The following is a 21,085-nucleotide window of genomic DNA, read 5'->3' as shown; positions in this document are numbered from 1 at the left end:
TTATTCCATATTTTTTTGATTTTGTTGATTTTTAGACAAAAAAAGTCTGCCAAAATAATTTGGCAGACTGCTAACATTTAATTGAACTTTTTCTTATTTTTTCTTATTTGTGTTTTGAGATTTTGACATCATATCTTTTTGTAAAGCATGCCCTTCAATATCAATATGTGGCACAATTTTACTTAACCAAGCTGGCATATACCATGACGCTTTCCCAAATAATTTAGTAAGCGATGGTATTAGCAATAAGCGCACGACAAATGCATCAAATAATACACCAAAACCTAATGCGATACCCATTGATTTAATCATAACATCTTCTTGGAAAACGAATGCAATAAACACACTGAACATAATCAATGCAGCTGCAACAACTACAGGACCACTTTCTTTAATACCTACTTTAATAGAGTAGTCATTATCACGTGTTTTACTATATTCTTCATGAATACGAGACATTAAGAATACTTCGTAATCCATAGCAAGACCAAATAATAAACCGATTGTAATTACTGGTAAGAATGCAAGCAATGGACCAGTTGTATCAATACCAAACAATCCAGACATAAATCCTTCTTGCATGATTAATGTTGTAAAACCAAGTGTGGCTGCAAGTGATAGCACAAATCCGAGTACAGCTTTTAACGGAATAATGATAGAACGGAATACTACCATTAATAGAATAAATGCTAAAGCAACAATTACACCAGCAAATAATGGAATAGCTTCATTTAGTTTTTGAGACATATCTATATTAATTACGCTCTGACCTGATACTTCTGTTTTGAAGTCATAATCATCTTGAGCTTTATTATTGTAGTCTCTCAAATCATGAACGAGATTTTCAGTAGATTTAGCATTTGGTCCGTGTTCAGGAATAACCACCACTAATGCATAATCTTTATCCTTACTAAGTTGTGGAGGGGTAACCATATCTACATGTTCTTTATTGTTAATATCTTTACTCATATCTTGTAAATCTTTTTGTAATTCTTGAGGATTATCCTTTTTATCTTTTACATTTACAAGCATTGCGATTTGACCATTGTAACCTTCGCCAAATTTATCAGAAATAATATCATATGCTTTTTTCTGAGTAGAATCTGCTGTTTTCATACCGTCATCCGGTATACCTAAACGCATATCTTTAACTGGAATAGCAACTAGAACTAAGATGATTAAACCGATGAGCACAGCTGCTAACGGCTTACCTACTACAAATTTAGACCAAGCTGTATCAACATCACCTTTGAATTCTGATTTCGTACGTTTGGGCTTAATTTGTTTATGGAAAATACTAATCAATGCAGGTAGTAAAGTGAGTGCACTAATAACTGCTACAAGCACGCTGATTGAAGAAGCAAATCCCATGACTGCTAAGAAATCTATACCTACAAGGGAAAGACCACAAACAGCAATAATGACCGTGACACCAGCAAATATAACTGCGCTACCTGCTGTACCTACAGCTAAACCTACTGCTTTAACATGATCCGGTTCGGTCTTCACAATTTTTCTATATCTAAATAATATAAATAGTGCATAATCTATACCTACTGCCAATCCAATCATCACAGACAGGGTTAGTGTCACATTTGGAATATCAAATATATACGTCAGTAATGAAATAATACCTACGCCAGTGCCTAAACCAAGTAATGCACTTATAATTGGCATACCCGCGGCAATTACTGATCCGAATGTAAGTAAAAGTACGACAAACGCTACAATAATACCTATGAGTTCAGATGAACCACCTATCTCTGTAGATTCCATGCCTGTTCCCATCAATTCAACTTGTACATTGTGATCTTTTTCTAATTGTTTAACTGTGTCTTTAACATTATCTTTAGATTTATCTGTTAAAGAAGTCGCTGATACGTCATAGTTTACATCAGCAAATGCTGTAGTTTTATCTTTACTAATTTGCTTATTATCATAAGGATCTGAAACGTCTTTAATATCTTTATCATCATCTTTGATATCTTTTAACGTATCTTTAATATCCTTCATCATATCTTGTTTAACGATGCCATTATCAGCATCACTTTTCATTACTATTCTAATTTGGGCCTTTTCACTATCTTGACCAAATTCATCTTCGATTTTTTTATTAGTATCTAGTGATTCTAAACCATTCATTTTAATATCATTATCGAATTTAGGTGCGTTCATCGTTAACGTTGTAATGATTGCTGCCAATAATACAACCCAAACAATAATACTCCACCATTTATGTTTTGCAACAAGCGATCCCAATTTATATAAAAACTTTGCCAAACTATTGCCTCCTTATTTAATCAACGTTATAGTTTAAATGTAATGTGTAGATTATCTATAATATCATAATAAACATGCTCCCCCTAATATATAAAGAATTAATTATACTAAAATGTATATTTAAACTACAAATAAGGAGAAATGTAGAATGAATGAAAATGATTTACGCGTCATTAAAACAAAACGTGCACTTTCTCAAAGTTTTTATAAGCTACTCGAAAATAAACTCTTTTCAACAATAACAGTCAATCAAATTTGTGATGATGCCTTGATCCATCGAACAACTTTTTATAAACACTTCTATGATAAATATGATTTATTGATTTATCTTATTACTGATTTAACAAAAGACTTCTTCTCTAGTAATTTCAAAGAACGTATTAACAATCCTTTTACTACTATAGAAAATACAATGAGTAATCTCGATGAATTGAAACGTATTGCAGATAAGCAAAAAGAAGACCAAGCATTCGAACGTACCATTGCTAATCATTTTATACGTATTTTACAAACAGATATCAAAGAAAATGAACATAGAATTACAATAGACTCAAGTGTGCCAACGGAACTTATACTTTATGTGTATGGTGCAAGCCTTTTTGGCTTTATGGGATGGATCAGAGACCATTGTATAAAGCTTCCGGCAAAGGACATTGATGAACTATTTCATAAAATGATTAATATTCATGTCAAAGACGAATAAATAATTTTTCTAATTAATCTCGAAAAACTAAAAAGAAACGAGTGAAAATATATTATCTTCACTCGTCTCTTATTATTCTATATAAAGATTAGAACATTTCTGAAACTACTTTTTGCTCTAAGAAGTTTAATAAGTAGTCTGGGCTACCTGTTTTAGCATCCGTACCTGACATTTTAAAACCACCGAATGGGTGATAACCAACAACTGCCGCAGTACAACCACGATTAAGATATAAATTACCTACATCGTATTCTTCTACAGCTTGAATCCAATTTTCACGATTATTAGTAATAACAGCACCTGTTAAACCATAATCTGTATCGTTAGCAATGTCTAATAATTCTTCGAAATCCTTACCTTTGACAAATCCAACAACTGGTCCGAAAATTTCTTCTTGCATGATTCGGTCACTTGATTTAAGACCTGAAATAATCGTAGGTTCTATAAAGTAACCTGTTGAATCATCGGCACCGCCACCTTGCTCTAAGTTGCCTTCTTTACTACCAATTTCGATATAATTTTTGATTTTATCGAATTGCTTTTGATTAATAACTGGTCCCATATTCGTATTACTCTCAGTATTACCTAAAGTGAGCTCCTTAGTTAGTTTAACTGATTTTTCTAGCACTTCATCGTACACATCTTGGTGTACAATCGCACGTGAACATGCAGAACATTTTTGCCCTGAAAATCCAAATGCTGAAGTAACAATAGCTTCTGCTGCTAAGTCAGTATCAATTTCTTTATCGACGATGATTGCATCTTTACCGCCCATTTCAGCTATTACACGTTTCAAGAATTGTTGTCCTTCTTGAACTTTTGCAGATCTTTCAAAAATGCGTGTACCAGTTGCACGTGAACCTGTGAAAGTTACAAAATGCGTGTGAACACTATCTACAAGGTAGTCACCAATTTCTTTGGGATCACCAGGTACAAAGTTAACAACACCTTTTGGTAAGCCAGCTTCTTCTAAGATTTCCATTAATACATAAGCAGTTAACGGGGTATCTTCAGCTGGTTTTAATAACACTGTATTTCCTGCAACAACTGGTGCTAAAGTTGTACCAGCCATTATTGCGAATGGGAAATTCCATGGTGGAATAGTTACACCAGTACCAATTGGTTTATAGAAGTATTTATTATGTTCGCCTTCTCTATCTAAAACTGGTTTACCATCTGCTAATTCCATCATTGATCTTGCATAGTATTCTATAAAATCAATACCTTCAGCAGCATCGCCTACAGCTTCATCCCATGGTTTACCCGCTTCATATACCATGATTGCTGAGATTTCTTCTTTACGACGTCTAATAATTGCTGAAACTCTTAATAAGAATTCCGCACGATCTTTATGAGACCATTTCTTCCATGATTTATAAGCTTCATCAGCAGCTTTAAATGCATCATCCACATCTTTTTGAGTTGCTTTTGAAACTTCTGCAATAACTTCAGTAGTATTAGCAGGATTGATAGACTGATAAGTGTCTTGTGTGAATTTTTCTTCTCCATTAATAACTAAAGGAATTTTTCTATTCAATTCACCTTTAACTTTTTTTAATACCTCGTTGAATGATTCGACATTTTGACTATTTGAAAAGTCTATGCCTGGTTCGTTGTGATAATTAACTACCATTTTTCTACCCCCATGTAAGTTTGTAAATAGAAAACTGAAATGGATACAATCCATTCTTTTTTCATTGTATATGTATAGCACAATAAATGCAATCGCTTTCAGTTAATTTTCTGAAAACAGATATTTTTCTGTCTAATTAGCAATATAAATTAATTGCTGATATTATATAAAAATATATTCATATGTATTATACCCATTTTTCATTATAATAATTTAATTATTTGTAACCTTATTTTTACATTTAATTTAACTTTTATATGTTAAATTGAAAGTTAACTATAAATATCATTTCTATAATTTATATATAGATGAAAGGAAAAGTTATTCATGAAGACCTACACATCTGTTATATTTTGGATGCGTACAATCGCTTGTTTAAGTATTGTACTTATTCACTCAATAACGACAACCTTTTCTAAAATGGATTATGTTGGCCATGGGACAATAATTCGAATCATTCAGTTATTACTAATGTTCAGTACCCCACTATTTGTATTTATTTCGGAATTTTTACTAGCTAAAAGTTACCATGTTAAAACCAAGCCCGGTTTTTTTAAAAACAAATTGCTTTATTTAGGTATTCCCTATATATTGATTAACTTGGGTATATCATTCTTTTATTTTAAACCTAAAAACTTTAATGAGTTTGTTCAATATGTTGGAGATACAATGTTTCATGGTGGTGCAATCACTTATTTTATTGTTATTATTTTCCAATTTTACATATTACACTTTTTCTTTGCTAAATATATTGTTAAATGGAAACCCGTGCCGGTTATTGTTGGCTCAATCTTATTCACCACTTTGTACTGGGCTTTTAGGGAGTTTGTACCCCAATCACATCATCCAATATTAGGGCTTTTTTGGGAAAGAGAAGGCTGGATGCTTTGCTTTGGATGGATTAGTTATTTCTTACTTGGATTTTATACTGGGGTTTACTATGAGACATTTATGCGCAATATCCAAAAATATACTTGGTACATTATATTAGGTACTTTAGTGTCTATGGCGATACTAATTTGTAACTTTGTATTTGGTATTAGTACATGGGTCGAATCAAAACGCTTCGACATTCCATTTTATGTAACAATGGTTATTTTACTATTTTTCTTATTCTCTTCATATGTAAAATATGTACCGAAATTTATTCTTTTTATTAGTAACTATTCATTCTGTATCTATTTAATACACTACTTCTTTGTTCATAACTTAGGTTTACTAAGAGCCGACAGTTCACTTAGAAATATTGCTTTCAATTTTATTATCACCATAACGATATCGATTTGCTTAGCCTATTTATTTAATTTATTTAAATTCGGTAAGTTCATTGTTGGTGGTATTGGGCATGTAAAGTATGAAACAGTATATGAAAGCTATAAAAACGGTAAAATGGATTAGCCTATAAATAAACCAGCCGATAAGTTGCTTAAGCTTATCGGCTGGTTTATTTTTTTATTATTTATGATGACGATCTTGTCTACGATAATGTCTATGTTCATCGGATTCGACCTTGTCTGCAATATCATTACCTTGCGCATTTTGTTCGTTGTTTTTATGAGGTTGCTCATTAATATCATTGCTAGCGTTAGAGTCATCTTTATTTTCTGTAACATCATTCTCCTTTTGATGTGAAGACGCTGGATACATTCTATCATCGTCATTGATGTTATAGTGTCCATTTTCATATATAGGCTGTTGCGGCTTCCTTACCAATAACATAATACCTGCGATTAACCATAACAATGCTGTGATTAAGTTAAACGTAAATACTGTTACGATAGCTATCAAGATCAATACTACTCCAACTACTTTAGGCAATCTATTAATAAGCAATGCACATATTAATGCTATAATCGTACACACAATCACTGCACCTAAAGCCATAAGGAATAAGCTACTAGCAATGTCAATGTAGCGTGATGGATCAACTTGAGTTACATTTTGATTGAATTCCCCGCTATTATTAATAGCTTGTATCAATGAATCTTTTGCACTTTCATCATTTAAAAATGGAACAATCAGCGCCATTACAAATATTAATAAAAACTGTAAGAGAATCCCAACCCATGTTAATATTTTTTCAATAGTCCTTTTCATAATAATTCCCCCTGTGCGTATACTACTCAATTTATTTATACTATACCCCTCCAACATGAAATCAACGCAAATGTTAGGAGTACATAAGCCTATGTAACGTTAATATACCCATCTGACATAAAAGCTAATATATATTATGCCCATATGGAATGATGTATAGAGCGAACATCTAATTTTATCACGTTTTTTTCTTTATCCAAATGCTTATTCCCTTATAAAAGTTCTTTTTTTGCTAAAATAGATTTAAGAATTAAACTCAAGGGGATGATGATATGAACTTGCAAGATCAACAACCACATACACTTAGAAAAATGATAAGTGATGGACAACTTACTGACCATACTAGTGGCATGGCTAAAGGTTTTATCCAAGCAAATGTTGTGATATTACCCTCTAAGTATGCTTATGACTTTTTAAAGTTTTGTTTTAAAAATCCAAAGACTTGCCCACTTTTAGATGTTTCAGAAACAGGCGAAACATCTTTTCCTATATATGGCAAAGAAGCAAATATATGTACTGAGGTAGCCGCTTATCGTATATATCGTAACGGAGAACTCATTGAAACTACGTCCAATATTTCACATTTATTCACCAAAGATATGGTTAGCTTTTTAATTGGCTGTAGTTTTACTTTTGAACATGCATTATTAGCAGCGGGCATTCCAATACGTCACCTAGAAGAAAAACACAATGTCCCTATGTATATGACAAATATACCCGCAAATACAAGCGGTCAATTCAAAGGTAATATCACTGTGAGTATGCGTCCGATGACAATGCAACAAGCAATTAAAGCAACTGAAATCACCACACATTTTAATAATGTTCACGGAGCGCCCTTACACATTGGAAACCCTGAAGAAATTGGTATAAACAATATCACACAACCTGATTTTGGAGAACCTGTGACAATTAAAGACAATGAGGTTCCCGTTTTTTGGGGATGCGGCGTTACCCCACAATCCGTAGCTTTAGATGCGAAACCTGAACTCATGATAACCCATGCGCCGGGTCATATGTTTATCACCGATATACATGAAAGTCAGTTGAGTAATTAATAAAAAAAGACTTTGGCATATATAAAACTGCCAAAGTCTTTTTTTATTATCGTGCTTCTATATCTTCTTTAGATACGATTGGATAATTTTTAAATAATTTCGAACAAATATAACCTACAATGAGTCCGATGATACCTACGATAGCACCATAAATAAATATCTCTAATGGATTGTTAAAGCCAAACATAACTAAAAATCCTGCTAATGGTGTCGCCGTTCCAGTAGCATCATTGACCATACCTGATGATGCAATAACTGCTCCTGCTAAAGCTCCACCAATAAAATTTGCTGTGTAAATCGGCACTGGATTAGCAGATACAACATCTGCTTGTGATAACGGTTCAATACACACTGCAATTCTAGATTTACGATCGCCTAGTTTCAATTTATTAAACATTATGCCATTAATAAATGAGGAAGCAAATGAAACCATTGCCGCTATAGCCATTGGCATGCCTGTAAGACCTAATAAAGCAGTTAATGCCATAGAACTTAAAGGTGCTGTCCCGACAACTGTAATCACTCCACCAAGTATAAGCCCCATAATAATTGGACTTACTTCTGTTGAACTTTGAATAATATCACCAATCTTCAACAATGAATTATTAACTATAGGCGTAACACCTGTTGCAACTAATCTTGCTAAAGGTGCAATAATAATAATTCCTACAATTAAGTCAATACCATCTGGTACTTTACGCTCAGCATATTTCATTAAAAAACCAATAGCATAACCTGCTACGAAACCAGGAATTAAATCTAAACCACCACATGAAGCTGCAATAGCTAATGCATAAACAGGAGAAACACCTATCGCAAGTGCCACTAACCCTGCAGCAGCAACCCCGCCAAGACTTCCAGCAGCATCTCCTAAATCACCTAAGAATTTAATACCTAATAAATCTCCACCTACATATTTATGAAATGCTTCTACTAAAAAAGTTGCAATAGCTGCATTTGCTAAAGCGCCCATTGCACGCATACCTTGAGGTGCTCTATATGTAAAAAGGGTAAATAAAGCTAATACAACAACTAAAAACAACGTTCCTATCAATATATCCATCTTCGATATTCCTCTTTCCTATTCTTAAAGTCATTATGATTCACATAAGGATTATGTAATTTTTTACTATAAGTCAAATATTCAATATCTACCCTTACATTAGAAATAATCACACTAGTCATACTACTTATAACTTATTACCCCTATCTAACTGCTCACATTTTTTTATTTTATCATATTTCTTAATTATATTCCGAACAATTTTATTATTTTCAATTTAAGCTCCGCGGAATATTTTCCTAAATTATTTTAATTATAATTTCAATATTACACAATTTATTCATAAAACAAGTATCATATTATACCATTAGTAATGAATGTGCTGTTTAAAACAACAAAAAAGCATTCACGTATATCAAAGACAACGAGAATGCTTTTCTTAATGCTCAATTTCATTCATTATTAATATTTTTTACTACTTGTGCTGGTATCCCCATAGCTAAAGTATTTTCTGGAATATCTTTAGTAACGACACTACCTGCACTTATAACAGAACCATCACCAATGGTCACTCCAGGTAAAATAATTACATTCGCACCTAACCAAACATGATTTCCTATATGAATGGGTAACGCCTGTTCTAATCCTTTATCTCTTTCTTTATAAGGAAGCGGATGGTTCGCAGTATAAAGACCACAATTCGGTCCGAAAAACACGTGGTCTCCAATTGTAATTTTAGCACCATCCATAAAATAACAATCATGGTTAATAAACACACGCTCTCCTATGTCAATGTTATAACCATAATCAACTTGAAATGGGCTCAATAATTCTAAGTGCTTTGGTTCATAGCGAAACAATTCTTTTTGAATCGCCAGCCTCCTATTTTTATTACTTAATTTGGTTTGATTCAGTTCTAAACACAAATCCTTTGCTCTTATTCTTTCGCTTGCTAAAGCTTCATCGAAGTTAGCATCATACCACTCTCCAGCTAACATTTTTTCTTTTTCATTCATAATAATCCCTCCTATAAAATTATGTACTATAGCATGACATTTCATATATTACTCTCATACGATTAAATAAATTAGCAAAGTTCATCCTATACTATATAGGTTAGTATTTGATACATAAATGTGCCAGCATAATTCCCAATAACATATCCTAATGTACCAATAATTAGTATAGGACCTACTAAACCTGACCATCCTTTGCCAATCGCCAAAGCTGCTGCAGTCGTAGGACCACCTGCCGTTGCATTACTTGCTAATAGTATTTCTTCAATTTTAAAATTAAATAATTTTCCCACTACAAGACTCAATCCCAAATTAAATATAAGTATAATAATGACAAAAATAAATAATAACGGAGCAGTCGTAATAATTGTCGCAAATGACGCTGGTGTTCCTATAACTACAAAAAATATATAAATAAGAAACGTCCCAATTTCTGTTGCACCCGCTAATTTTTCAAAAAAGTCACCCCATATCGCTACAACAATTAAAGTCAGTGTGGTGAGCAGCAAGTATGAATCTCCAAAAAAAGAAACAATCAACGTTAATATTAAATTACTTTTAGGGACCCATTGTTGAATCAATTCAGCAGCCTTAAAACTAATTGCCACGAGTGCAATTGCACTCGCTACTGAAAATGCAATATCTAGTAATTGTATTTTTTTAGGCTGCCAATAAGACTGCCGAGACTCTCGTGAAACATCTTTCTTATAATCTGTTAAAAAATAATTTTTAATCCAAGGCAATGAAGGCATGGCAATTAATAACATAAAATACAGTGCCATTACACTATTATCAGCAACGACAGCAGAAGAAATCATATCACTCGGCGTTTCAAATTTAGAGCTTAATGCAGCAAAATTCACACCGCCTCCTATGTAACTTCCCGTCATCATAGCTCCTATCTTCGAAAGAAAAGGTATCCACTGATGTAGCGTTAAAAAAGCAACGGTCGTGCCAATCATTGTTCCTATAGAAGCGATTAAGAAAATAATTAATAACCGCCTACTCTCCCTCCAAATCTTCATTATATTAGAACTAAACAATAATAACGGAATAGATAATGGTACAATATAATCCCACACTGTATCATACACTGGAGAGCTTGTAGGAATAACTTTAAAGTTCGATAATAACATCGCACCTACAAGCGCTATGATTGCTCCAGAAATTGTACTTGCCCATTGATAACGTTGTTCTAAAAACAAACTCATCGTTGCCCATACGATAATTATTGCCCATAACATCCATGTATCATCTTTAGCTATAAATGCACCTATAACCATATAAATCTCTCCTCTATTTAAAATTTCCAACTATAATAACTTAATTTTAACAGTATCCGGCTTTAATTTTTATAATTTTCAGAAAATAAATTGTCTTCGTGTTGTGAAATTGCTATTCTTAAAATAATAAACTTATAAACACAGGGGGATTTACATATGAAGAAAAAGATTGGTTTGATTCTTGGACCTTTGTTTTTTATCATCATTTATTTTATACCTGGTATTACAGGTCTTGATGATGCGCCAAGAGCAGTACTTGCTGTTACAGTGTTTGTTGCCACATGGTGGATTACAGAAGCTATTCCAATTCCTGCCACCTCACTTATACCACTTGTTTTATTACCATTAACTGGAGGGACGGATGAAAAAGTTGCATCAAGTGCTTATGCAGATCCTATCGTCTTTATGTATATGGGAGGATTTATCATAGCTTTAGCAATTGAAAAATGGTCCTTACATAAACGTATCGCTATGACAATTATTTCCATGATGGGTTCTAACAGTAACCGCATTATTCTAGGTACAATGATTGCAACATCGTTTATTTCTATGTGGATTTCCAATGCAGCAACTGCGCTTATGATGCTACCAATTGCATTAGCTTTAATTCAAGAAATCAAAGAAGCACAATTTTTAAAACCTGAATCCGCACATAAATTTGGTAAAGCATTACTATTAACCGTCGCCTACTCAGCATCAATTGGTGGATTAGCTACACTGATTGGTTCTGTACCAAACGCTGTTTTCGCAGCTATTGCCGCTTCTAGCTTAGATCGAAAAGTTTCATTTTTACAATGGATGATATTTGCGTTACCAGTGACAATTATTCTATTAGTTGTTCTCTATTTTATGATGACAAAGTGGTTATTTAAAATTGAAGATGCTGATAAAATATCTTCTGACTTTGCCAAAAAAGCTTTACATGATTTGGGGCCAATGAGCAACGAAGAAAAGCTAACTGGTATGGTCTTTCTGTTCGTCAGTCTTTTATGGATTGGTGGTAATTTATTACCAGAAGCTTTACATTTATCTGATACAGTCATTGCTATACTCGGCGCTGTATTATTATTTCTTATACCTGCTAAATCTAAAAAAGGTGGATTACTCATTTGGGATGATATGAGTAAATTGCCATGGGGAATTCTTCTGTTGTTTGGTGGCGGTCTATCATTAGCAGCCGCATTTGAAGATTCTGGTCTTACAAAATGGTTTGGTGGCATGTTAGGTGTTGTAAAACCATTACCTATGATTTTAATCGTAATCGTTTTAACGACGGCAATTTTATTCTTAACAGAAGTCATGTCGAATACTGCTGTATCCAATATGTTAATGCCAATCAGTATTGGTTTTGCAGCTGCGATTAGTAGAGATCCGTTTATTATTATGGGGATTGTCGCATTATCATCAACTTGTGCATTTATGTTACCTATTTCTACACCTCCTAACGCTGCTGTGTTCAGTTCAGACGAATTAGAAATGAAAGACATGGTAAGAGCTGGGTTTATCTTAAATATATTCGCAATTATAATCATCTCTCTCTTTGCATATTTCTGGTTGCCTATAGCCTTTGGTATATAATATTATTAAAGTTGTATACTAAAATATCGCCTTATACTACTAAGGTATGATGAGGCTTCTATACTATGGACGCATGTCATATCGTACAAAATAGTTTAATATTATAGTATAAACTTACAAAAGGAGCCATTTAATATGAAGACACTCTTTAAAGGCGCTATTGCTATAGTACTTATTCTAGGTGTTGTCAAAACTTTCCAAGAACATGATGTAGCGACGGAAGCGACAACGTATTATAATCAAATCAAAAGTGGTGAAATACTACAAAATGTAGAAAACCTAAATTTTGATTCACTTAAAAATATGAATTTTGATAATCTTAAACCTTCAGATTTCTTTTAATTATTAACTAATATGACTTACTTCGTATATTCTAATTACTTGATTCCATAAGAAAAGCAGTATAATACACACAAATTAAGTGTATTACACTGCTTTATTTTTTGTATTAAGAAGTAATATAATCTCCGCCATTTACATGAATAACCTGTCCGGTAATATAAGAACTATCAGCATACGAAGCTAAAAATACATACGAAGGTGCTAATTCTGCTGGTTGTCCTCGACGTTGCATTGGTGTATCGCTGCCTTGATTTTCAACTTTATCTGCTGAAAATGTAGCTGGAATTAAAGGGGTATATATCGGGCCAGGTGCCACAGCATTCACACGTACACCTTTTTCAACCAAAGATGATGCTAAAGAACGTGTAAAAGCAACAATCGCACCTTTAGTTGCGGAATAATCTATCAAATGCGCAGATCCTCTATATGCTGTGACACTTGTTGTGTTAACAATTGCATCTCCTTCTTTCAAATGAGGCATGGCAGCTTGTGACAAGAACATCATACCAAAAATATTGGTTTCAAATGTTTCTTTTACTTGCTCTGGTGTTACCTCTTCAAAATGATCTCTTGGAAATTGTACACCACCATTGTTAACCAATATATTCAGTCCGCCAAAATCATCGATGACGTGGTTAATCAAATCTTGAGATGACGTTACATCTTTTAAATCATGCGCATATGCCTTTGCTTGTACCCCAATTTCCTTCAAACGAGTCACAACTGTCTGTGCATCATCGTGCTCATTGTAATAACCAATCGCGACATTAGCGCCTTCTTTCGCATAAAGTATAGCTACGGCTCGCCCAATTCCTGAATCGCCACCTGTTATTAAAGCTACTTTCCCTTTTAATTTACCACCACTTTTATAATTTTCCATTTCAGACAGTGGTTGTGGATTCATATCTTTTTCGATACCTGGCTGTTGATCTTGCGTGTAACCTTGGATTTGTTTATGAAATTCAGTTAGATTCATATAATTACCTCCATTTTACGTCTTTGTATTGCAAGATACCACTTTTCTCCTAAAGCAAACATGTAACATTTTTCTTAAATTGTAATCAATTTATAATGATTACATGACGCTATTACGAAATATCACTGTATATAATAAGTGTCCAATCAGATTTCGAAATCTGATTGGACACTATACGAAATATAAAATTTTCACTCTGAACTTTTAGCTCATTTTAAATAGAATGTTTTACAATACGACTCGAATGTATGAATGACATAATTGCAAATATAAAGTAAATCACTGAATAAATCACCATGACAATATAAACTGGAAGCATATTTGTAGCACCCATCAATACCATAAAGGCTTTCGCTGCAAAATAAGCATGTAATAGTGAGATAATAAGTGGTAAACCAAAATTAAACAAAATCTTCAAAGCTAATCCTTTCAACATATCCTGATGTGTATACCCTATTTTACGTAGAATTCGGAAATTAGGCATCTCATCTTCTGTTTCGTCCATCTGTTTAATATAAATAATACACCCAGCTGCAACTAAGAAAGCTAAACCTAAAAATGAAGTTACAAATAATAAGATACCCATGCTATCATTAAAATCTTGACGCACTACTTTTTGGGACTGAATATTGGGATCGACTGATTTTGCTAGTTTATTTACTTTGGACCAATCTGCCGAGTTCATTAAATTGTATCCATATTGTTTGTGTATTTCTGTACTATATTTTTTAAGTTGATCATATTTATCAGCACTAACTAATAACACAGGTGCGCTGTAACTCACTTCGTTTTTAAAGTCGACTTCTTTATTCACATCTATAACTTTAAACGATTCTTTTGTTTCACCTTTAATTTCTATATCTTTATTTAAATTATATTTGAGTAAACTAGACGAAGTAGCGAAATTCACCATTTTCGCATGGTTCCCAACAATATCTTTATCATTAAAATATTTATTGCTAGTAATAAATATTCTATCTGTAGCATTATAATTCATTGATTTTTTAAAGAAATCATCTTTCAAAACTTTAACTTCTGATAATTCTTTATATACAGGCGTGTAACGAATATGCGCTTGTTCTAATTTATCTTCAAATTGTTCAGCTTGTTTTGCTTTTATAAAATTAAAATCTTGTGGTGATGATTGATTAACAGTATCATCAATCATCGATCGACTAACAGCTCCAAAACACAAGACTGTAACTGTAACAGCAGAAATGATAGCAATAATTGTTAAAGATAGCGCATTCTTTTTCATTTTATGCATGATTGAAGAAGTGAAGACTACATCAGTAACACTCACATTACCATGTTTAGAACGTTTTAATGTTTTAAATATCAGCGACACCGAACTTCTAAAAAATAAATATGCGCCTATAACTGTTAAAGCTAAGATAATAAACGGGACAAACATAACAATACGAGCGAATTCACCAAACATTTCTGTCGACATATAATAACCAAAGCCAATCATAATAATGCCTAAAACACCTAAAATCACTTCTATAATTGTAATTTTAGGTTTGGTCGCTTCACTTTTCGAATTATCATTTATCATATCTAAGATACTACGTTTTCGTAAAAACAAATATCCTTGTATGAGTATGAGTATAAATGAAACCATTAACAAAATGAATGTTTGTAAGATTGCTGGAAACTGAAATGACAGCGATACACTTGTATTTATATCTAGCACTTTGAGCACAATCATCAAAAGGATTTTCGACCCAAATACGCCTATCACCATACCAATAATTCCTGTAATAAAGAACATGATGAACTGTTCTATAAATAACATTCGTATGATATTTTTTCTAGTTAGTCCAATCAATTGGTACAACGCAAATTCACGTGTACGACGTTTTATAAATAAATGACTCGCATACAATAGAAAAACCACAATAATAAAGAACAGAAAATTAGCTCCTATTTCTGAACCCTTTTGGATAACTTTCATTGAATTTTCGTTGTTAATACTATTTGTATATTTTAATGTAACGAAACTAAAAAATAATACAATACTGACAATTAACGAAAAAATGAACATCGCATAATGTCGTATATTTTTAGTGAAATTCTTTAATACAATTTGATTAAAGTTCATTCGTTACACCACCTAAGGCTGTTTGCATATGAATGATATTTTTATAAAATACTTGATTAGAATCATCGCCTTGGTATATTTCTGAATGGATATTGCCATCTTTCAACATGATAACCCGATTGGAATAACTTGCTGCTACAGGATCATGTGTCACCATAACAATCGTTGCATTCATATTTTTATTCATATCTTCAAGCCTATTTAATAAATCTTGTGCACTCTTAGAGTCTAAAGCACCTGTAGGTTCGTCAGCAAAAATAATTGCTGGTTTATGTACAGATGCGCGGGCAGCAGCTGTACGTTGTTGTTGACCACCTGAAATTTCATTTGGATATTTATCACCTAGATCTTTAATTCCTAGTGCTTCTGTTACTTCATTATAGTTTTCTTCTTTCACTTTTTTAGACATCTTTTGTATCGACAATGGTAGCATAATATTTTCTTTTACCGTCAGTGTATGAAGCACGCTATAATTTTGAAAAATAAAGCCTACTTCCTTTTTTCGAAAATCTGCTAAAGCTTTATTACTCATTTTATTTATCTTATGCCCATTAATTTCCACTGTACCACTGGTAATATAATCAATTGAACTTAACACATTCAATAATGTCGTCTTGCCTGATCCTGAAGGCCCCATAATTGTAACAAATTCGCCTTGTTCAATAGAAAAATCAATACCTTTTAGCACTTCTTGTTGTCGGTGTCTATTGCCATACTTTTTAGTTAGTCCTTCAACTTTTAATATAGACATATTTTCACTCCTTCGTTTGTTTTTATATGTATTTATCATAGCTTAATTTTGAGTTAGATTCGTTCGTTACAACTAACAAAAACAAAGATTCAAATGACAAAGTTGTCACATGCATCATTCATAAAAGTTCATTTTAGGATATTTTATCATCAAAATATTTATTGTATTATTTCAATCACTACTTTTTTCATATGATATAATAGCCTAGTTCAAATTAAAAAAGGAGTATTAGATATGTTAAATAAAATAAAAAAAGAATGGTTCACTGCGCCAGGTACCAATATATTAGCTGGTATTGTAGTCGCACTCGCATTGATCCCTGAGGCCCTTTCTTTCTCAATCATTGCTGGCGTAGACCCTATGGTAGGTTTATATTCTTCATTTATTATTGCCGTAGTCATTTCATTTGTCGGTGGTAGGCCCGCTATGATTTCTGCAGCGACAGGTTCTGTCGCGCTCGTCATCGTACCGTTAGTGAAAGATCATGGTGTTCAATATTTACTTGCCGCCACCATATTAATGGGAATTATCCAAATTATATTTGGTATATTAAAAGTAGGACGATTAATGAAATTCATTCCAAACTCTGTCATGATTGGTTTTGTAAATGCCTTAGCAATTCTAATATTTATGACACAGCTTAAGCATATCTTTGGTATTTCTATCCCTACATATCTTTTCGTTATCTTTACCCTACTTATTGTTTATTTATTACCACGTGTATTCAATAGAATACCTGCACCTCTTGTTGCTATTGTGTTATTGACGACAATTGCAATCGTCAGTGGTGCTAATGTTAAGACAGTTGGTGATTTAGGTGAAATTAAACGTTCATTACCACACTTCTTTGTACCTGATGTGCCATTCAATTTTGAAACATTACAAATTATTTTCCCCTATGCATTATCTATGGCAATTGTAGGACTTGTAGAAAGTTTACTTACAGCTCGTATCGTAGATCAAGCAACAGATACTTATAGTAATAAGAACCAAGAATCACGTGGTCAAGGTATAGCCAATATGATCACCGGTTTCTTCGGCGCCATGGGTGGTTGCGCGATGATTGGTCAGTCTGTAATAAACGTCCGTTCTGGTGCAACTACACGTTTATCTACGTTTACAGCAGGCATATTTTTAATTATTTTAATTATGGTTTTTGGAGAGTGGGTTGTACAAATACCTATGCCAATTCTTGCAGGCATCATGATTATGGTTTCTGTTGGAACATTTGATTGGCGCTCATTTAAATTTATAAAGAAGGCCCCACGTACGGATGCTTTTGTAATGATTTTAACCGTTGCTATCGTATTAATTTCTAATAACCTTGCTTTAGGCGTTATCGTCGGTGTCATCGTTAGCGCGCTATGCTTTGCTACAAAGATTTCTAACGTTGTGGTCCAATATAAAGAAATAGATGGAGCTATCCATTATCAAATCAAAGGACAAATTTTCTTTGTCTCTATAGATGCTTTGATGAACCAATTAGACTTGGAATTAAGAAATCAAATCATCTATTTAGATTTTAGCAATGCACATTTATGGGACGATTCCGCAGTCAATGCGATTGATACTTTAATTGAAAATTATAACAAAAAGAATAATACCATTTATGTACAACATTTAAACAAAGACAGTAGAAAGATTGTTTCTGAACTAAGCAAAGTAAATCAACAACATCTACTTTAAAATAACGACTGAGATTAAGCTATGCAAAATTTTTAAAAAATTTGCGTAGCTTAATCTCTTTTTTTAAACATGTCAATTGACTTTTATACCCTTAGGGGGTATATTAAGCATTAAGATAACACATAACCATAAAATTAATGCAATTTAATATAAAGGAGGTATATATATGGAAGATAGAAAAAAAACAACCTTAGATATTACAGGAATGACATGCGCTGCTTGTGCGAATCGCGTCGAAAAGAATTTAAACAAAATGAGTGATGTTAACGCAAATGTTAATGTTACAACTGAAAAAGCGACTATTGAATATAATCCGCATACTTTAAGCACATCAGATATCACTAAAAACATTGAAAAAACAGGATACGGCGTGCATATGGAAAAAACCGAACTAGATGTGATAGGTATGACATGTGCAGCATGTTCAAATAGAATAGAAAAGGTGCTCAATCGAACGGATGGGGTTACTTCAGCTAATGTCAACTTAACAACTGAAAATGCTGTGGTATTCTATAATCCTAATGAAGTATCTGTAGAAGATTTAATTCAAAAAGTTCAAAAAATTGGTTACGATGCACAACCGAAACGTGAAGCAACAGAAAAAGATTCTCGTAAAAAACAGGAATTAAGCCATAAACGTATTAAACTTATTATTTCAGCTATATTAACTGCGCCTTTATTATTAACAATGCTTGTGCACCTTTTCGGTCTGCCCATACCACATATTTTCATGAACCCTTGGTTTCAAATCACACTTGCTACACCAGTACAATTTATAATTGGTTGGCAATTCTATGTTGGTGCTTATAAAAACTTACGCAATGGTTCTGCAAATATGGATGTACTTGTCGCTTTAGGAACAAGTGCTGCATATTTCTATAGTATTTATGAGATGATAAAATGGCTTACCTTCCAAAATTATGCACCGCATTTATATTTTGAAACAAGTGCTGTATTAATTACTCTGATTCTATTCGGGAAATATTTAGAAACACGTGCTAAGACACAAACAACTAATGCTTTAAGTGAATTACTCAACCTTCAAGCGAAAGAAGCACGTGTATTGCGAAGTAATGAAGAACAAATGATTCCTTTGAATGAAGTCGTCAAAGGTGACATTCTAATCATTAAACCTGGTGAGAAAGTCCCTGTAGATGGGAAAGTCATCAAAGGTAATACTTCAATTGACGAGTCTATGTTAACGGGGGAATCTATCCCTATTGAAAAATCAACAAATGATACAGTCATTGGTTCAACAATGAACAAGAATGGTTCAATTTCTATTGAAGCTACTAAAGTTGGTAAAGATACTGCACTTGCTTCTATCATTAAAGTCGTAGAAGACGCCCAAGGTTCAAAAGCCCCAATCCAACGTTTAGCAGATATTATTTCTAGTTATTTCGTTCCTATCGTAGTTGGTATATCACTAATTACTTTCATTGTATGGATTACACTGATTCAATACGGTGAATTTGAACCCGCACTTGTAGCTTCTATTGCAGTACTTGTCATTGCCTGTCCTTGTGCACTAGGCTTAGCAACGCCTACTTCAATCATGGTAGGAACAGGAAAAGCTGCTGAAAATGGTATTTTATTTAAAGGTGGCGAACATATCGAACGCACACACAACATTGATACCATTGTCCTAGACAAGACTGGTACTATCACAAATGGTAAACCAATCGTCACTGATTTCGAAGGTGATACCGAAACATTGCAATTGTTAGCTAGTGCAGAAAAAGGATCTGAACACCCACTTGCAGAAGCAATTGTTCAATATGCACATACTAACCAGATCACATTATTAGATGTCGATTACTTTGAAGCTATACCTGGTCACGGTATATCAGCTACATTTGACGGTAAATCACTGTATGTTGGTACCCGTAAATTTATGCTTGAGCAATCTATATCTATTGATAAAATGGAGTCACAAATGACTAAATATGAAGAAGCAGGTAAAACTGCAATGCTTATTGCTATAGATGATGAATTAAGAGGGATCATCGCTGTTGCTGACACTGTTAAAGATTCAGCTAATAAAGCAATTCAACAACTTCATAACTTAGGTATAAACGTCGCAATGTTGACTGGAGATAACGAACGTACTGCACAAGCCATCGCAAAACAAGTAAATATTGATACTGTTATTGCCCAAGTATTACCAGAAGAAAAAGCTTCAAAGATTAATGAATTACAGAACACTGGTGAAACTGTCGCTATGGTTGGTGATGGTGTAAATGATGCACCTGCACTCGTTCAAGCTGATATTGGTATTGCAATAGGTACAGGTGCTGAAGTAGCAATTGAAGCAGCTGATGTAACTATTCTAGGTGGCGATTTATTATTATTACCCAAAGCAATTTTTGCTAGTAAATCTACAATACGTAACATTCGTCAAAATTTATTTTGGGCACTCGCTTATAATATAGCTGGTATTCCTATCGCTGCAATTGGATTACTAGCACCATGGGTTGCCGGCGCTGCAATGGCTTTAAGTTCAGTGAGTGTTGTCACTAACGCATTGCGCTTAAAACGCATGAAGTTATAGTTAAAATAATATTAGCTATGCTTC

Annotated in this window: 16 protein-coding genes; 7 read left to right on the top strand and 9 right to left on the bottom strand. The window is 33.3% G+C overall.

The annotated features are described in order from the left end of the window. Positions 1–93: 93 nt before the first annotated feature. Positions 94–2,280 (bottom strand): MMPL family transporter, encoded by a 2,187-nt coding sequence (locus PYW31_RS01680; RefSeq protein WP_046835965.1) that lies wholly within the window; start codon positions 2,278–2,280, stop codon positions 94–96. A 148-nt stretch (positions 2,281–2,428) separates the two neighbouring features. Between PYW31_RS01680 and PYW31_RS01675 the strand changes: the two genes are divergently transcribed. Further along, positions 2,429–2,983 (top strand): TetR/AcrR family transcriptional regulator, encoded by a 555-nt coding sequence (locus PYW31_RS01675; RefSeq protein ID WP_046835966.1) that lies wholly within the window; start codon positions 2,429–2,431, stop codon positions 2,981–2,983. An 88-nt stretch (positions 2,984–3,071) separates the two neighbouring features. Here PYW31_RS01675 and pruA read toward each other — a convergent pair whose 3' ends face one another. Beyond that, complete coding sequence (pruA, locus tag PYW31_RS01670; RefSeq protein ID WP_046835967.1) at positions 3,072–4,616, bottom strand: L-glutamate gamma-semialdehyde dehydrogenase; 1,545 nt, start codon at positions 4,614–4,616, stop codon at positions 3,072–3,074. Positions 4,617–4,943: 327 nt separating this feature from the next. On the opposite strand from pruA, the gene PYW31_RS01665 reads away from it, so the two are divergent. After that, positions 4,944–6,014: an acyltransferase family protein gene (locus tag PYW31_RS01665; RefSeq protein WP_046835968.1), complete on the top strand. Its 1,071-nt coding sequence runs from the start codon at positions 4,944–4,946 to the stop codon at positions 6,012–6,014. A 57-nt stretch (positions 6,015–6,071) separates the two neighbouring features. On the opposite strand, the gene PYW31_RS01660 is transcribed toward PYW31_RS01665, so the two are convergent. Next, positions 6,072–6,713, bottom strand: a complete 642-nt coding sequence (locus tag PYW31_RS01660; RefSeq protein WP_046836392.1) for a DUF4064 domain-containing protein — start codon at positions 6,711–6,713, stop codon at positions 6,072–6,074. Positions 6,714–6,985: 272 nt separating this feature from the next. On the opposite strand from PYW31_RS01660, the gene PYW31_RS01655 reads away from it, so the two are divergent. Continuing rightward, a complete protein-coding gene (locus PYW31_RS01655) occupies positions 6,986–7,771 on the top strand; it encodes a putative hydro-lyase (protein ID WP_046836393.1) in 786 nt (261 codons plus the stop codon). Between the two features lie 46 nt (positions 7,772–7,817). Here the strand turns inward: PYW31_RS01655 and PYW31_RS01650 are convergent, their stop codons facing one another. The 3 genes from PYW31_RS01650 to PYW31_RS01640 form a co-directional block, all read right to left on the bottom strand. Further along, entirely contained in the window at positions 7,818–8,834 is a 1,017-nt protein-coding gene (locus PYW31_RS01650) for a PTS sugar transporter subunit IIC (protein WP_046836394.1), read from the bottom strand. A gap of 392 nt (positions 8,835–9,226) precedes the next feature. Beyond that, on the bottom strand, positions 9,227–9,790 hold the full coding sequence (locus PYW31_RS01645) for a sugar O-acetyltransferase (RefSeq protein WP_046836395.1): 564 nt from the start codon (positions 9,788–9,790) through the stop codon (positions 9,227–9,229). A gap of 86 nt (positions 9,791–9,876) precedes the next feature. Next, the gene (locus tag PYW31_RS01640; protein WP_046836396.1) at positions 9,877–11,073 is read right to left on the bottom strand and encodes a DUF819 family protein; all 1,197 of its coding nucleotides are present in this window, start codon (positions 11,071–11,073) and stop codon (positions 9,877–9,879) included. Positions 11,074–11,229: 156 nt separating this feature from the next. Between PYW31_RS01640 and PYW31_RS01635 the strand changes: the two genes are divergently transcribed. Together PYW31_RS01635 and PYW31_RS01630 are read left to right on the top strand one after the other, a co-directional pair. Continuing rightward, entirely contained in the window at positions 11,230–12,651 is a 1,422-nt protein-coding gene (locus PYW31_RS01635) for an SLC13 family permease (RefSeq protein WP_046836397.1), read from the top strand. Positions 12,652–12,786: 135 nt separating this feature from the next. Then, positions 12,787–12,993: a hypothetical protein gene (locus tag PYW31_RS01630; RefSeq protein ID WP_046836398.1), complete on the top strand. Its 207-nt coding sequence runs from the start codon at positions 12,787–12,789 to the stop codon at positions 12,991–12,993. A gap of 106 nt (positions 12,994–13,099) precedes the next feature. Here PYW31_RS01630 and PYW31_RS01625 read toward each other — a convergent pair whose 3' ends face one another. From PYW31_RS01625 to PYW31_RS01615, 3 genes are all read right to left on the bottom strand, one after another. Then, positions 13,100–13,969: an SDR family oxidoreductase gene (locus PYW31_RS01625; RefSeq protein WP_046836399.1), complete on the bottom strand. Its 870-nt coding sequence runs from the start codon at positions 13,967–13,969 to the stop codon at positions 13,100–13,102. Positions 13,970–14,183: 214 nt separating this feature from the next. Then, the gene (locus tag PYW31_RS01620; RefSeq protein WP_046836400.1) at positions 14,184–16,073 is read right to left on the bottom strand and encodes an ABC transporter permease; all 1,890 of its coding nucleotides are present in this window, start codon (positions 16,071–16,073) and stop codon (positions 14,184–14,186) included. After that, positions 16,063–16,824, bottom strand: coding sequence for an ABC transporter ATP-binding protein (locus PYW31_RS01615; RefSeq protein WP_046836401.1), 762 nt, complete (start codon positions 16,822–16,824; stop codon positions 16,063–16,065). Before PYW31_RS01615 ends, PYW31_RS01620 begins: the two co-directional genes overlap by 11 nt. A 234-nt stretch (positions 16,825–17,058) precedes the next feature. Between PYW31_RS01615 and PYW31_RS01610 the strand changes: the two genes are divergently transcribed. Beyond that, positions 17,059–18,510, top strand: coding sequence for a SulP family inorganic anion transporter (locus tag PYW31_RS01610; RefSeq protein WP_046836402.1), 1,452 nt, complete (start codon positions 17,059–17,061; stop codon positions 18,508–18,510). 166 nt (positions 18,511–18,676) lie between these two features. Beyond that, positions 18,677–21,061 (top strand): heavy metal translocating P-type ATPase, encoded by a 2,385-nt coding sequence (locus PYW31_RS01605; RefSeq protein WP_046836403.1) that lies wholly within the window; start codon positions 18,677–18,679, stop codon positions 21,059–21,061. Positions 21,062–21,085: the final 24 nt, after the last annotated feature.

Source organism: Staphylococcus succinus (assembly GCF_029024945.1).
Taxonomy (GTDB): Bacteria; Bacillota; Bacilli; order Staphylococcales; family Staphylococcaceae; genus Staphylococcus; species Staphylococcus succinus.
Note: the sequence above shows the minus strand (reverse complement) of the source record. Positions and strands in the feature narration are given on the sequence as shown.